The 13,440-nt window shown below is 66.5% G+C and carries 15 protein-coding genes and 1 pseudogene; 6 read left to right on the top strand and 10 right to left on the bottom strand.

The genetic code is table 11. The features are described 5' to 3' along the window. Positions 1-108 precede the first annotated feature (108 nt). A complete protein-coding gene (locus tag GXW71_RS22770) occupies positions 109-468 on the top strand; it encodes a hypothetical protein (protein WP_211854981.1) in 360 nt (119 codons plus the stop codon). 1,058 nt (positions 469-1,526) lie between these two features. Here the strand turns inward: GXW71_RS22770 and GXW71_RS22765 are convergent. The 4 genes from GXW71_RS22765 to GXW71_RS22750 form a co-directional block, all read right to left on the bottom strand. Then, positions 1,527-2,534, bottom strand: a complete 1,008-nt coding sequence (locus GXW71_RS22765; RefSeq protein WP_211854980.1) for a Bug family tripartite tricarboxylate transporter substrate binding protein — start codon at positions 2,532-2,534, stop codon at positions 1,527-1,529. Beyond that, positions 2,531-3,637 (bottom strand): alanine dehydrogenase, encoded by a 1,107-nt coding sequence (gene ald, locus GXW71_RS22760; RefSeq protein WP_211854979.1) that lies wholly within the window; start codon positions 3,635-3,637, stop codon positions 2,531-2,533. Before ald ends, GXW71_RS22765 begins: the two co-directional genes overlap by 4 nt. 592 nt (positions 3,638-4,229) lie before the next feature. Beyond that, positions 4,230-4,541, bottom strand: coding sequence for a hypothetical protein (locus GXW71_RS22755; RefSeq protein WP_211854978.1), 312 nt, complete (start codon positions 4,539-4,541; stop codon positions 4,230-4,232). Positions 4,542-4,638: 97 nt separating this feature from the next. Then, positions 4,639-5,646, bottom strand: coding sequence for a serpin family protein (locus GXW71_RS22750; RefSeq protein WP_211854977.1), 1,008 nt, complete (start codon positions 5,644-5,646; stop codon positions 4,639-4,641). Between the two features lie 209 nt (positions 5,647-5,855). Between GXW71_RS22750 and GXW71_RS22745 the strand changes: the two genes are divergently transcribed. Next, positions 5,856-6,431, top strand: coding sequence for a DUF1349 domain-containing protein (locus tag GXW71_RS22745; RefSeq protein ID WP_211854976.1), 576 nt, complete (start codon positions 5,856-5,858; stop codon positions 6,429-6,431). Positions 6,432-7,148: 717 nt separating this feature from the next. On the opposite strand, the gene GXW71_RS22740 is transcribed toward GXW71_RS22745, so the two are convergent. Next, a complete protein-coding gene (locus GXW71_RS22740) occupies positions 7,149-7,484 on the bottom strand; it encodes an FtsB/FtsL family cell division protein (protein ID WP_211854975.1) in 336 nt (111 codons plus the stop codon). A gap of 427 nt (positions 7,485-7,911) precedes the next feature. Between GXW71_RS22740 and GXW71_RS22735 the strand changes: the two genes are divergently transcribed. Further along, a complete protein-coding gene (locus GXW71_RS22735) occupies positions 7,912-8,079 on the top strand; it encodes a hypothetical protein (protein WP_211854974.1) in 168 nt (55 codons plus the stop codon). A gap of 119 nt (positions 8,080-8,198) precedes the next feature. On the opposite strand, the gene GXW71_RS22730 is transcribed toward GXW71_RS22735, so the two are convergent. Together GXW71_RS22730 and GXW71_RS22725 are read right to left on the bottom strand one after the other, a co-directional pair. After that, positions 8,199-8,621, bottom strand: coding sequence for a hypothetical protein (locus GXW71_RS22730; RefSeq protein ID WP_211854973.1), 423 nt, complete (start codon positions 8,619-8,621; stop codon positions 8,199-8,201). Between the two features lie 398 nt (positions 8,622-9,019). Then, positions 9,020-9,223: a hypothetical protein gene (locus GXW71_RS22725; RefSeq protein WP_211854972.1), complete on the bottom strand. Its 204-nt coding sequence runs from the start codon at positions 9,221-9,223 to the stop codon at positions 9,020-9,022. 359 nt (positions 9,224-9,582) lie between these two features. Between GXW71_RS22725 and GXW71_RS35515 the strand changes: the two are divergent. Continuing rightward, positions 9,583-9,753 (top strand): annotated as a pseudogene (locus GXW71_RS35515) (hypothetical protein); the annotation flags it as partial. A 59-nt stretch (positions 9,754-9,812) separates the two neighbouring features. On the opposite strand, the gene GXW71_RS22715 reads toward GXW71_RS35515, so the two are convergent. Beyond that, entirely contained in the window at positions 9,813-10,445 is a 633-nt protein-coding gene (locus tag GXW71_RS22715; protein WP_246526795.1) for an exopolysaccharide biosynthesis protein, read from the bottom strand. Here GXW71_RS22715 and GXW71_RS22710 point away from each other — a divergent pair. Then, positions 10,438-10,686 (top strand): hypothetical protein, encoded by a 249-nt coding sequence (locus GXW71_RS22710; protein WP_211854971.1) that lies wholly within the window; start codon positions 10,438-10,440, stop codon positions 10,684-10,686. The genes GXW71_RS22715 and GXW71_RS22710 overlap by 8 nt on opposite strands. 714 nt (positions 10,687-11,400) lie before the next feature. Then, a complete protein-coding gene (locus GXW71_RS22705; protein WP_211855009.1) occupies positions 11,401-12,324 on the top strand; it encodes a putative bifunctional diguanylate cyclase/phosphodiesterase in 924 nt (307 codons plus the stop codon). Positions 12,325-12,506: 182 nt separating this feature from the next. Here GXW71_RS22705 and GXW71_RS22700 read toward each other — a convergent pair whose 3' ends face one another. Continuing rightward, entirely contained in the window at positions 12,507-12,815 is a 309-nt protein-coding gene (locus tag GXW71_RS22700; protein WP_211854970.1) for a hypothetical protein, read from the bottom strand. Between the two features lie 187 nt (positions 12,816-13,002). After that, complete coding sequence (locus GXW71_RS22695; RefSeq protein ID WP_211854969.1) at positions 13,003-13,221, bottom strand: hypothetical protein; 219 nt, start codon at positions 13,219-13,221, stop codon at positions 13,003-13,005. Positions 13,222-13,440 lie beyond the last annotated feature (219 nt).

Genomic DNA, 13,440 nt, shown 5'->3' with positions numbered 1-13,440 from the left:
CGCGAAGTGACGAGAGCGATGGCACGAGTCAACCCGCAGCCGAAGTTGAGGCCTTCCGCACTGCCAACAAGCACGTTAGTTAACTGAACTGGAAGGGAGGGATGCAAAATGCTAACGATCCTCTCCAATTTGGCGAAAGGTTCCGCGCTCCTGCTCGCGTTCTGCGCGTGCTTGCTTTTCCTACAGGCAGTGCCTGAGGCGAAGCGCGTGCAGGCCGACAGGCTTGCCGTTGATGAATGCTACGCCGTGCGCACGCTCCTCATCGCGCGGATTCCGTCCAGCTATCCGGCTTGGCGCCGCGAGCGGATGCTGCAGGAACTTCCGGACTGTACCAGCTTGCCGCGCGTGGTCTGGCGGACACGTCGTGCAGCCGCATCGGGCTGGTTGTTTGGTGCAGCCCTCATGGCGGTCGCGTTCGCCGCAGTCGCTACCGCCGCAGATCGCGCTGCTGCGAAAGTAGAAACCTGAGGCCCGCTCGCGCGTAATTCCGCCGGCTCGGTCCCAGCCGGGACGATCGGATCGCTGCCGTCCAGCATTGCGCTGGCCACTCCGGCGCGCCGCGACAGGTATTGCCGCCATGCGGCAGCGCGTAGGCCTGCGCGATCTCTCACCGGACCGCACACGCGTCGCCCGGCGCTCAGCCGGCGGCTGCCGCTCCGAGCTGCGCGGGCCAGCGGCCGGTGCCCTGCAGCTTCATGCCCGAGGCCCGCTGATCGGCAGGGCAGGATCGATGTCGACTGGTCGAGCAGCCCTTCGCGCCGATGCGGCGATGGCAATGTGCTCGGCCTGTGTGCTGGTCATTGGCTGCAGCAGTTCGACGCCAAGCTCGAAGGATTGGCCGACGCTACCGCCGGAGGCGCGGAAGAAGGCGCGCAGGCAGGCGATGACGCAGCGCATGACCGTGAGGAGGCGGTATGGGCCGGTCCGCACAGCCCGTCCGCGCCAAGGTGGGTGCCAATGGGGCGGCAGGCCCCGCGAGGTTGGAGGTGCGACGCGCGATCATGGACAGCTCCTGTCATGCTCTCTCGCTTTGGACAGCCACCGCTTCAGGCGATGCGATCACCTTTGCCGATGATGGCAGCGCGGCGGCCAGGCGGCATTGTGGCGGATCACGTGCGCGATCACGTCCCCGCTTCGGCCTCGCGACGGAACTGGCGTGGCGAAGCGCGCGCGCGTCAGTTTCGTGCTCTGCAACGGGATCCGGGTGCCCAGAGGCCTCGGCCATCTCAGCGAGGTCTACCGCGCGGCGGCCGGATCATGATTAGCCGGGCCAGTGCTGCAATGGGTTCGTGCAGCTGAGGCGACGCTGGGCGGGCGGCCGGCAGCCGACAACGCCGCTTCCTCACTGGAGAGCTCGCCCCGAGGTGCCCGATCATGGGCAGGCATCGACGGCACGCGTGGTTTGGGCCGTCGACCGGCGATTGCCCCCGGGGCCGGCTTAATGGGCTGGCGCGACCGGCATGATGGAAGCGCTCGCCCAGGCAGAACGAGTGCGCACCCGAAGGCAGTGCAGCGGGATTGAAGGACTACTGTTGCGCGATTCCTGCTTCCTCCATTACGCGGCGATAAATCGCGGTCTCGCGCGACAGACGCTCCTGTAGCGCGCGCGGATCGCTGGGCTGTGGCACCAGTCCAAGGGTCAGCAGACGGTCACGGACATCCGGTAGTGCGAGTAAATGGTTCAGCTCTCGATTCAGCCGCTCAACGACGGCGCCCGGCGTGCGCGCCGGCGCCTGAATACCGTTCCAGGACTCGGCCACGTATCCAGGCAAACCCGCCTCCGTCACGGTTGGAATCTCCATGAGGGCGGGGAAGCGCTCCTCCGATGAGATGGCAAGCGCCTTCACCCGTCCTCCCGGGCCGATTTGTCCGATCACGGGCGGTAGCGTCTCGAAGCCGAGATGCACGTCACCGGTGGCGATTGCGTTCAATAAGTCAGGTGTCGAGCGGTAGGTGATCGTCTCCGCGCGGATCCCCGCCATGAGCTTGAAGCGTTCGGCCGCGAAGTGCTGCGCTGTGCCAACCGAGATGGAGCCGAGGTTCACCGAGCCAGGTCGCGCTTTCGCGGCAGCGATGACCTCAGCCAGGTTGCGCCACGGCGAGGTGGCCGCGGCCAGCAGGGCATGCCCAAAGGTCGAAATCATCCCGACCGGAGCAAAGTCGCGTTCGGTGTCGAATGGTAGGGCTCGGTAGAAGGCTGCTGCCGTTGGTGACGTGCTGGTCACGAGCAAGAGGACATGGCCGTCGGGTTCGGCTCGGGCGACAGCCTCCGCTGCGACGATCCCGCCGGCACTCGGCCGATTCTCGATAAGGACGGGTTGACCCAGCAGGTTGTGCAGCCGCGGCGCGAGGAGCCGAGCGGTGATGTCGCCCGCGCCGCCAGGCGCAAAGCCCAGGATCCAGCGGATCGGGCGAGCTGGCCACGTCTGCTGCGCCGAAGCAGCTCCGGCGACCAATCCGAGCGCAGCCGATGAAAAGGCTGCCTTCAACAAGTCACGGCGGTGCGGCGCTCCGATGCGGTATGTCGGCTTCATCGCGGCAACTCCGCCAGCGGCAGGCCCAGGGCCTTTGCGACGGCGGGATGCGTCACCGCTCCGGCATGTACATTGACGCCCGCGGCTAGGTGCGGGTTCTCCGCCGCTGCGCGCTGCCAACCCTTCTCGGCAATGTCGACCGTAAATGGCAGCGTCGCATTGTTGAGCGCAACCGCCGAAGTGCGCGCGACTGCGCCCGGCATGTTGGTGACGCAGTAGTGCACCACGCCGTCCGCGACGTAAGTCGGGTCCGCGTGCGTGGTGGGGCGCGATGTCTCAAAGCAGCCACCCTGGTCGATCGCGACATCGACCAGGACGCTGCCTGGGCGCATGCGCGCGACCGTCGCCCGCGTCACCAGCTTCGGCGCTGCCGCACCGGGCACCAGCACGGCGCCAATGACGAGGTCGGCCTCCAGCACTGCTCGTTCCACCGCGTCGCGCGTCGCAAAGAGCGTGTCCACCATGCCATTGAACTCGACGTCGAGCGCCTCAAGGGCACGCGGATTGCGGTCGAGCACCGTGACTTGCGCGCGCATGCCGTGCGCGATGCGCGCCGCGTTCGATCCCACCACCCCGCCGCCGATAATGGCCACGCGCCCCGAGGGCACACCCGGTACACCCGAGAGCAGGATGCCGGCGCCACCGACCTCCTTCTCGAGGCAACGGGCGCCGACCTGTACAGCCATGCGGCCCGCAACCTCGCTCATGGGCGCTAGCAGCGGCAACCCGCCTTGAGCGTTCGTCACCGTCTCGTAGGCGATGGCGGTCACGCCGGATTCCATCAGCCCCTTGGTCTGCTCGGGGTCCGGGGCGAGATGAAGGTATGTGAAAAGAACCTGCCCCGGCCTGAGCCGCGCCCATTCATCGCGCTGCGGCTCCTTGACCTTCACGACAAGCTCGGCTTCAGCAAAGACTGATGCGGCATCCGGGGCGATGCGCGCACCTGCGGCGGCATAGGCCTCGTCAGGGAAACCGATCGCCGCGCCGGCGCCGGTCTCGACCAGCAACTCGTGACCGTGCAGGACAAGCTCCCGAACAGATCCTGGCACGAGCCCAACGCGGTACTCGTGGATCTTGACTTCCTTTGGCACGCCAATGCGCATGGCGATCTCCTCCCCGCGGGCTCAACACTGGCTCTGAAGGCGTCAGATTGAACGACGCGCTAGCGTACGCTGCGTTCGTAACTTTCCGCCAGCCCGTGACATTCGCACCGCCACCGGCGGAGTTCGGCTGGCCGCACGAGTTGGCGCGGGCTGTTTTGGGGAGCCGAACGGAGCAGTCCTGACCGACGTTCCAGCACCAAGGCCACAGGTCCACTGTTGGCCATTGCCCTTTCAGCAGCGACGTCATGGTCGTGCTCCCGTGGCGAGAAGGGCGGGTTCGACGGCTCCACGACGGTGCCGGCCGAGATCGTCGCGACCGCGGCAATGCAGGTGGCGATGCCATCTCGCGATGCGTAGCGGCCATGAAGGAAGTGGTCGTCGTGAAGATGGCCGCGGTGGTCAGACGTATGGTTGCCAAGCCGAGCGTGTGGATGGCGCCCATAGTGCGTAGGTGTGCACCGGACCGCACCTGGCCATCGCCGTAGGCGAGTTCCTGGTGGCGACGAGAGATGCCAAATCCATCGAGATTCCGAAGGGCGCTTGCGCGGCAGGAATATCCAGGAACCCGCAATGCTGCACCCTGCGGCGATCGTCACCGCAGGACGAGACCCCGGATTGTCCGGGCGTCGAGGTTTGGGTGATCTACGGCGCGGCCGCTGGCGAAGGTCGCGCGCAGACCGTAGACGCCGATGCAGGATGGCAGCGTGATCGACACTGCTTGCCCCGGCGCGGCGCCACCTTGCGGCGCTTGGTTCGATCCCGGAGAAGGCGACAGAACCTGAAGCGTGCGAACCACCTCGCTGGCGCCATTCTCGACGCGGATGGTCGTCGCGACGGCGCAGGCCTCCGCGCCCCGGGCGACGCTGAGCAGGCCGAGGATTAGGAGAAGACGGCGTGACGCCATGAGGCCTCCTGCAAAGTGGGTCATGCTGCTGCTTATCATCCTGGCGGCGGCCATGCACCGGCGCGCGAGGCGCATCACGCCGACCGCGGCAGGTTGATCAGGGCGGAGACGATGTGCAGCCCGGTTGGGACATGCAGCACGACGGCAAGGAGGGGGCATCGGCGTGGAAGACCGGCCGCATCGAGATGCCCCACTGCGCGATGATCGCCGTCGCCGCGGCCGCTTCGGTGCCTCGCTCATCCACCTTGAGCACGGCCTTCTGGCGCACCTCGCTGACCACGACGCCGCGCCCGGTGATGCCGGTGTAGCTGGCGTCGAAGGCCGGCGTGATGCGCCGGAGCGCGGGGAGCAGCTCGCCGCCGTGGCTGGCTTCGAATTTCGGCAGCGTCACGCCGACCTGATCCTCCGCGAAGCGCAGGGCGGAGAGCGTCTCCAGGATCTTGCCCTGGCCGACCAGGGTCCTGACGGCGGACGGGTTGCCCTCGGGCCGCGGCGCCAGCAGGAGCAGCTCGAAATCCCGCGTCGTGTAGCGCAGGCGCACGGCGTGGATGTCCTCCCCCCGCGCGAAGCGCGCGGTCACCACGCCGGTCATGAAGCGCGCCTCGGCGGTGCCGCCGCCGGCGCGGCGGAACGGCCCCGTCCGGGTGGCGGCGGGATCGAAGGTCTGCTGCCATGTCGCGGCGAAATGCAGGGCGGCGGTGAGCACCAGGGCCGTGTTCGCCGGCAGGCGGTCGAGCAGGGAGGGGATCAGGTTGCCGGTCCGCGCCGCCACCCAGGCATTGATCAGCCTGACCGCGCCTGGATCGCGGAAATCGACCGACTGGATCTCGGCGCCGAGCGCCGTCAGCGCCGCCCGGTAGTCCGGCATCGGCGCCTCCCCGCCCGCCAGCCAGGCGCCGCTCGCCCGGCGCAGCGCCGTCGCGCCCGCCAACTGCGCATGCAGCGCGGCATAGGCGGCGCGGTGGTCGGACCCGAGGAGGCCGTTCATCTGCCGCAGCGCCTCGCCGCGCGCCCCGAGGGCCAGCAGCGCCACCGCGTCGAGCAGGCTGAGGGGGGAGATCAGGACGGCGTCCTCGGCGAGGAGCCGCTCGCCGAGGCCATTCACCCTGGTGGGCAGGCTCGCCGGCGCCTCGGCCAGTGCGGCAGGCTGCCAGTCGATATTGGGTTGCGCGCATCCAACGCTAGACAGAGGCGCTACGTCGCGCCTTGACGGCAGAACCCGGGATCAAGCCTGCTTCAACCTGGCAGCAATCGCTTGGCGGCCCAACACCGGTAGACGCACCTAGGGTTGCGGCACAAATAGAGGCTTTGGGGATGAAGAACGGAACGTGGCTGAACGAACCAACTAGCTGGTCCCTGCAAGACAATGGCTACTTGGAGATGGTCACGGATCAGGGCACAGATTTCTGGCAGGAGACGCTGTACGGCTTCAAGCGCGACAACGGCCATTTCCTGGGAGTGACCACGGCCGACGCCTTCACCGCGCAACTGCGCATTCGTGGGGAATACACCAAACTTTATGACCAGGCCGGCATCATGGTGCGTGTTGACGAGACGCGCTGGGTCAAGGCGGGTGTCGAGCTTTCCGATGGCCGGGCCATGCTGAGCAGCGTCTTGACCAATGGACAATCGGACTGGGCGACAAGTCCCTATGAGAACGATCATCGGGATTTCTGGATGCGCGCCACCGTTGCCCGGGGCGTTCTTCGTTTGCAGGTCTCTGCTGACGGCAAGCTCTGGCCGCTCGTTCGCTTGGCGCCGTTTCCCGTGGCCACTTCCTATCTCGTCGGGCCGATGGCCTGCACGCCCCAGCGCAGCGGTCTGAGCGTCGGCTTCTCGGACTTCAGCCTAGGCGCGCCTTTAGGCAAAGAACTGCACGATCTCAGCTGAGACAGCGCGGATGAAACCAGAAGACGCCCGCAGGCGAACTCTAAGCGGAAAGTGGCCCGACCTGACGCCGACTTCCGACTTTGGCCAATAGCGTCGTGTGCAACAATATATCGGCTATCGGGACATAGCAGACCTCCCAAGCCGTCCGCCCGGCGAATTTATGGGTTCACGGCCTAGGGCACACCGCTTCCGCCCCGGACCGATCGTGGGCGCGCCGCGGGGTTGCCTCACCTGAAGCAGCCGCTTCCGTCAGCGCTTCGCCCACACCGGTAGTCGGCCTTCATTCAGCCAAACGTCTACGACGTGAGTCATTGTGCCCGGGACGCGAGGAGGTCTTTGCGCTCCACGGCGCCCCTCCAGCGCGAGGCCGCAGACGCGCCCGACCAGTTTGCGGCATATTGCCGCACCTCCGTACATATACCTCGGGCCGCCCCATTCGCCGACCTCAGCTGTCCGCAGCAGCTCGCGACGCGGCTCGTACCGGGCGGGCGGCTGGCGATCGCGCCCGATATGAGGATACTGGCCTTCGATCGCTCCGGCCCAAGAGCGCGTCGTCTACAAGCCGCCACAAAGTCCCCGAAGCCGCTCCGTGCGCCACTTGGCCCAAGCGGCATCACCGTCGGCGGTCGTCGGTGTTTTAGCGGCGCACTCGCGGTCCCTGCGCTCCTTGGACCGGCCGGGTTGCCCTGGCCGGTAGCTCTGCTCGGCCGCCGCGGGTTACCGACGGTGGTTATCGCTGAGGAGTTGACCGACGAAGAGCCCCACCAAGAACCCCACGAGCCCCGCTGAAGACAGCACCGTCGCTGTCGTGCCGGGGTTCTCCCTCATGGCGCCCGACACCGCCTGGGCTTGTTCACGAATGTGCTTGGCGGCGCTGCGCGCGCGGCCGGCGACAGCTTCATACCCATCTTCTGTACTGTCGCGGAGATCATCGTATAGTCGTTCGCCGCGCGCAGAGAACTGCTTGCTCAGCGCTGCAACCTCCTTTTTGAGGTCAGCTATCTGCTTTTCGAGATCCTTGCGGGCATCATCCGCACTCGGCGTATCGGCCATGGCTGTCTCCTCGCTGGGACGGTTGTTCCAACGTCAACCGCTCAGTTCGGTTTCGCCGCGCATGCGCCCAAGTCCTGCATTGACGTTCGGGCGCGGTGCGCAAGCCTCTCACTGAGGCAACCGTAGACCCGTGGCGCCGTCAGCGCTTCGTTGGAGTTCGACGCCTCCGGGTGAATTCGTCCTGCGGCACGCCTGCCGCCTGAGTCTGGAGGGTATCCTCTCCAACGAGTCGACGAACTGTACCGCAGTGGCCGCTGCGGCGTGTAGCGCCACGCTAGCGACCGGCGACCGCGAAGGAGTGGTCTTCGTCACAGTTGAGGGCGAATTCGGCGATGCCAACCTGGTCGTCTACGCCAAGATCGGCTTACGTGACCGACGGTAGCTGCTGACCTCCCGCCTGCCGGCTGCGGAAGGGCGCATCGAGCGCGTGGAAGAGCACGCGGAGGTGCCGCTGGTGCACCTGATCGTGCGGCGCCTGATCGGCCGGTCCGACCTGCTGGACAGCCTGAAAGAGGCGGAGGGGCTGGACCGGCTGGGCTGGGCGGATCACGCGCTCAGCCGCGCCGATGAGGTGCGCCGGCTGGATCCGGGCTAGCGAAGCGGGAAGGTCAGGATGAAGAGCCGGGATTATAGGTAGGCAATTCCCCATCCGCTGTGCTCCGGGCGAATGCAATTTGCATTGCCCGGTTCATGAGTAACGCTCCCAGGTCGCCGTCAGCGGCTACTGCCGATGTAGCGCCCGCCCGCATCGTAGCGCTCGGTCGTGCCATCCGGGCGGCGGACCGTGCGGCCCGCATATCGTCCAGCGGCATCGTAGAACTCGGTGCCGCCATTGGCGCCGGGCCGGCTGGTGCCGGCATGCCGGCCGGCGGCATCCGTGCGCGTGGTGGTCCCGTCTGGGCGGCGCTGGATTGTCCCGGAGTAGCGGCCCGCTGCGTCGGTCTGGGTGGTGCCGCCATTCGGAGCGCGTTGCCTTCCGCCCACGTATCGACCCTGGCGATCATAGATGTTGGCCGCGCCGTCTGGTCCCCGGCTGACGGTACCGCCATATCGGCCGTTCCGATCCGTGAAATCAGTAGCCGTCGACGCGGTCACGCTGCCCAACAGGACACCGAGGGCGACAATGATGCGTTGCATGGCAGTTCTCCGGACATTTGGACGCTAGGGAAAAAGCTTAACGCCGGTCAAGTGACGCGCATCGCTGTCATTCCTGGCCGAGCGCACATGGAGCTGCCAGCCAAAGATCCCTGCGATGTCACCGCCGCGGCGGGACGCCGGTGGAGCGCAGCCATCGCGCCGCCGAAGTCCGGCTAGTGCCGCTGCGCGCGGAACCTGGCACTCGGCGCCGCCGGCGGGGGTATGAGCCTTTGGAGCACGGCGCTGGATATCACATCCGATCGCATGCAGGGCCACGCGACTCTGTTGTCTAGAGCGCGAGCCGTTCAATCTGGCTCATAGCCGGCGGCTGTGAAGCAGTTTGAGCATTCGTCGGGCCCAAGAGCGGAGAGGTGGTCTACCGGGTCCGGGCGGATCGCCTACCAGCCGAGGAGCCAAAAGACCAAACTCACTATCCCGGCCGCGAGGGCTATCCCGCCGAGCCAGGACACGGTCGTCACGCGCGCTTTGAGCTTTGAGGGGAGGTTTCTGCGATCGGCGTACCCAGCGCCAAGACCCACGGCGACCATGACGGTGCCGATGCCAATGCCGAAGGCGACCGCCAACTTCAGCAGATCGAGCATGGAACCTCCCAGCGAGCCCCTGCCAGGAGTGCCTAGCCAGCGGAAACTTCGGACGGGGCTCCCACCTAAGGTCGCAGCCGGTCAGTGGTTGCAGATGTTCCTCTCCAGAGCACCGCCGAGCAGACGACGATACGGCGGGACCACCGTCTCCTTGGGTCCGGCATGTCTATTTTCCGGCTTTCGCGACCCGCTCTCTAGGCAGGCGCCGACAGACTTCGTGCAGGCCATGTCCTTCGGGCGCCGGTGGCGGAGCCCGCTTCCATGCTGCTTTCACGACGACTGAACCGGAGCTTCGGCGTGAAGCGGTGGGGTGATCAGGGGTATGCGATGGAAGAAGTGGTCGCCGCGTTAGCGCGGCCTTCGTCTCGACCGATCTCCGCCTCGCTTTGGAGCCTCGCCCGGATCATGCGCGCTACATTGCCGATTGGCTAAGCGCGCTGAAGGGCGACAACTCGCAATCTTCACTGCCGTCTCAAACGCGCAATAGGCAGTGGACTACTTTGGCGAGCGCCAAGGGCGAGCACGCTTAGAGGACGCCTGCCTGGGGCGGAGGCGGCTGCGCGATGTTAGCCGGAACGGGGCGAGGCAACTAAAACGCGCTTTCGATCCAGCCAGTCGTGCTGGCGGCCTCCCACAGGAGGAGTCCGCCCGTTGCGAGCAGAACGGCCACGATCATGAGTGCGACGCTCAGCAGCAAACCGTCTTCTTCCACGTAGGCGATTGCGACCAAGCCCATAGCGACTGCCGGTACCAAGTTGCTGAGCGGCACCGGCACCAGCAAAGCCAGTGCAAGAAGAGCGACTGCGGCCCCGACCACGCGCTTCGTCGTCTGGAACGGTGTGGTCCAGCGCGGCCGGACAATTCGCTCAAGCCAGCGCAGGACGGGCACAACACGGGTTACGATCGCCCGCAGGCGGCGTGGCTCGAACCGCCGCTGGGCGAGGCTTCGCGGGGATATTGGCTTGTGGAGCACGTGATCGAGCGTGATGGGCGTCGGACCGATGTCGCTCAGCATCGCGCCGAATACGGCAGATGTCGGCTCGTGCCTCACCAGTGCCTCCAGCGTCGCGTCAGCCGTGCCGGACGGCACATGGCCGAGTAGCAACTTTGCTCGGGGCTCGTGGGTTTCGGACGCCTGATCTGACCGACTGCGCCGGCCGCGAGGCGCTGCCTCGAAGGCTTCGAAGCCGCGCTGTACGTGAATGGAGATGGCCGTGGCCAAGGAACCCCTGTTCGCAGCGAGCGACGATACCAGCTTCGAGGCCAGCATTGAGGAACCCGAGCCGGGATCGTGGCGAGCTTCCTTCGTAATCCGGAAGCAGGGCGTGGATGGTGAAGATACCAAGCACGGGGTCAGGACGTTCGGTTCTGAGGCGGGGGCGGAGGAATGGCTGTGGAGCATCGCCCATTCGCTCGGCTTCAATACGATCATGCTCAGCCGCCCGCCAAGGCGGCTGCCGTGAGAGGGGCAGAAATCGTTGCCGCCCCGGGGACGGCAGTCGCCGTAGCGATCACGCTGACGACCCGCCACGTCCTGGCCGAGGTGAAGGACCTGCTGGAACTCTTGCCCCAGCTCGCCGCCCGCTTCGATCGTGCAGCGGCTGCGATCCCTTCTCCCGGCGCGGCAGACTAACAAGATCTGCGCATGGCCCGTCCGCCGCCTCGGCTGGCGCTCCCTTCGCGTCCTGGTCGCCGCGCTCGAGGATCCGCAGGTCGCGATCCCAATCGGCTATTCGGCTATCTGGTCACGCGGCCGGCCGACCCAGAGCGGCCGTTGAACGTATGGCCAAACCTCCAGCGCGCGAAGCCACAAGGGCGGCCATGGCGCGTCCGCGGCCCCTGCCGCGGCGACCTGCAAAGCGATCCTCGCCGCATATGCGTCTTGGCATGAGCCCTGCGCCGAGGGGATTTGAGGGCGGTGGGCTGACCCGGGTCCGGTGCCTCGTCTACGACGCCCGTGGCGCCACCCTGATGCTGCAGGGCATGCCCTTCCAGCTCGACACCATCCGAACCCAGCATCAGGCGCGCTATCCAGCGCGCGGCCAGATGCGCTGGCTTCACGGTGGAAGGCTCATTCTCAAACCAGCTGGGGAGTAATGGTGCACGGAGAAACACACCGGCCGTGCCGCCTGCTTAGGTCTGGCCGTACGAGAAGGGCCGCCGGCGCGTCCTGAACGCTGATACGCTGGCGCCACGAGACGCGGGGCGACGTCCTGCCGGAGGCGTTCATCCCGCTTGCCGAGGAGACCGGGCTCATCATCCCGATCGGGGACTGGGTGCTGCGCCAAGCCTGCAGCCAGGCGACGGAATGGCCGGCCCCGCTGCGGGTCGCGGTGAATGTCTCCCCAATCCAGTTCCGCGAGGCGGCTTTCGTGGAACGCGTGCAGCAGGCCTTGCTGGCGTCCGGGCTCGAGCCCGGGCGCCTGGAGCTGGAGGTGACCGAAGGCATCCTGCTGACCGACACGGATGAGACGCTCGTCACCCTCGGCAGGCTGCGGGCGCTCGGCGTCTCGCTGGCGATGGACGATTTCGGCACCGGCTATTCGAGCCTCGGTTATCTGCTGAAGTTCCGCTTCGACAAGATCAAGATCGACCGGTCCTTCGTACATGAGCTGGCGAAGGGGGAAGACGCGGCGGCGATTGTCAGCGCGGTCCTGGCGCTCTGCCATTCGCTCGGCATCCGCTCCAATGCCGAAGGCGTTGAGGCTGCGCATGAGGAGGCGCTGCTGCGTGACCAGGGCTGCCAGGAGATCCAGGGCTATCACACCGGCAGGCCGATGCCTGCCGAGCAGATCGGAGCCTACTTCGTCACCCACAGCCTCGTCCTGAGCGATGGCTGCTGCTCCGCTGCGCCGGGCCAGCTCTTGCGGGATGACGGTCTCGTCGCCCTGGGCCCAGGACGTCGATCAGCCGGCGGCGCGCTAAACGAGACCGCCGCTCGGTACGGCCATGACTACTCCCGGGGCCGCTGGTGCAGCGGCTTCGCCTGGTCGATGGCGACCAAGCCCCCTTCTTCTAACCGATCCGGGATATATGGCCCGTGTCTATGGCAGGTTGCGATATTGCCAATTGCGATAGAGCGGTTCGCCGGCCGACGATGAGTGGGGCTCCGAGATCGTGGTCAAAGGTGCAGCGCCGGCTCCCGCAACAGTGCTGCTCCCCTTCGACAAGCCCAATCGTGACCGTATTGGCTGATTCGGAACAGGGTGGTTTCCATTCCTGGCCGGCAGCTCCGTTTCAACTCACTGGAAGCTTGGGAGGCATCGGGTTTTCCGGAGGCGCTTCAATCCTCTGGCTGCTGTGGGGCGGCAGGTGCTCGCTTCCCCGCGACGTAGAGGTGCAGCCCCACGAGCTTGCCGTTCTTCCAGATGGCGTAAAGCCTCCAGAGCAGCCGATTGGCCCAATAGAATACGAACAACACGACGCCATACGGCCAGAGATAATCGATCCACGTTACCGGCCGGAGGGCGAAGTACAGCGCGACCGCGATTGCGACTGACTGGGCACGCATCTGCCAAGTCTGAGCCGGGGTCATCGCCATGAACCTGCCGGCCTTCGTGAGAGGTCTCCTGCGGAAGAGCGCGATCCTCATGGACACCTCGATTCGGCATGGTTGGCTGAACTGCACACGACTATCTGGACGAGCCGTGGGGGCTGGTCTCGAAGGCGATGGCATGACGTGATGCGCCGAGTGAGGAGCTGCTCTTGGTGTTCATCGCGAGGATGGAGCAGCCGCGCGTTTGAGGGGGGACGCGGGCCTCATCGGCTCGGCGGCGATTCTATGGCAGGCGGGTTTGGGATGCGTGGAAGCGCGCTCCGTACCCGACCCTGACGTAGCCATTCACAAGCCTCCAGATGACGCCGCCGCCCTCGTCGGCCGCAGCCCGCTCGAAAACCCAGCTGCTGTCCAGCACCTCGCGCGTTTCCGTGCGTGCCAGCTCCGCGACCGTGGGTTTTTCCATGTCGAAGGGGAGCCAGCGCTGCCAGCGCGGCGGCATGTATATAGACCCCCTGATAGGGACCGTCGGGGCTTATCGTGGAGCGGCCCGCTGCGAAAGCCCGCAAGGTGTTTTCCGGCGCCCTGGCGGGGCTGCTTGCGGCGGCGCTGACGCGAGATGGACTGCTAGGGCCGCGCTCGCCCCGGCCGGGCTGGAGGTTTTCCCGCCACTGGCAAACGAGCTCCGCGCGGCTTTTCTGCTGCCAGGTGGCAAATTCGA

The sequence above is a fragment of the Plastoroseomonas hellenica genome (assembly GCF_018129085.1).
Taxonomy (GTDB): domain Bacteria; phylum Pseudomonadota; class Alphaproteobacteria; order Acetobacterales; family Acetobacteraceae; genus Plastoroseomonas; species Plastoroseomonas hellenica.
The sequence above is the reverse complement of the archived record's forward strand: the minus strand, read 5'-3'. Positions and strand labels throughout refer to the sequence as shown.

What these genes read in the sequence shown, in the direction of transcription:
- GXW71_RS22770 (WP_211854981.1), top strand. Translation starts at nt 109, where the DNA reads ATGCTAACGATCCTCTCCAATTTGGCGAAAGGTTCCGCGCTCCTGCTC.
- GXW71_RS22765 (WP_211854980.1), bottom strand. Translation starts at nt 2,534, where the DNA reads ATGAAGCCGACATACCGCATCGGAGCGCCGCACCGCCGTGACTTGTTG.
- ald (WP_211854979.1), bottom strand. Translation starts at nt 3,637, where the DNA reads ATGCGCATTGGCGTGCCAAAGGAAGTCAAGATCCACGAGTACCGCGTT.
- GXW71_RS22755 (WP_211854978.1), bottom strand. Translation starts at nt 4,541, where the DNA reads ATGGCGTCACGCCGTCTTCTCCTAATCCTCGGCCTGCTCAGCGTCGCC.
- GXW71_RS22745 (WP_211854976.1), top strand. Translation starts at nt 5,856, where the DNA reads ATGAAGAACGGAACGTGGCTGAACGAACCAACTAGCTGGTCCCTGCAA.
- GXW71_RS22740 (WP_211854975.1), bottom strand. Translation starts at nt 7,484, where the DNA reads ATGGCCGATACGCCGAGTGCGGATGATGCCCGCAAGGATCTCGAAAAG.
- GXW71_RS22730 (WP_211854973.1), bottom strand. Translation starts at nt 8,621, where the DNA reads ATGCAACGCATCATTGTCGCCCTCGGTGTCCTGTTGGGCAGCGTGACC.
- GXW71_RS22725 (WP_211854972.1), bottom strand. Translation starts at nt 9,223, where the DNA reads ATGCTCGATCTGCTGAAGTTGGCGGTCGCCTTCGGCATTGGCATCGGC.
- GXW71_RS22700 (WP_211854970.1), bottom strand. Translation starts at nt 12,815, where the DNA reads ATGAGGATCGCGCTCTTCCGCAGGAGACCTCTCACGAAGGCCGGCAGG.
- GXW71_RS22695 (WP_211854969.1), bottom strand. Translation starts at nt 13,221, where the DNA reads ATGCCGCCGCGCTGGCAGCGCTGGCTCCCCTTCGACATGGAAAAACCC.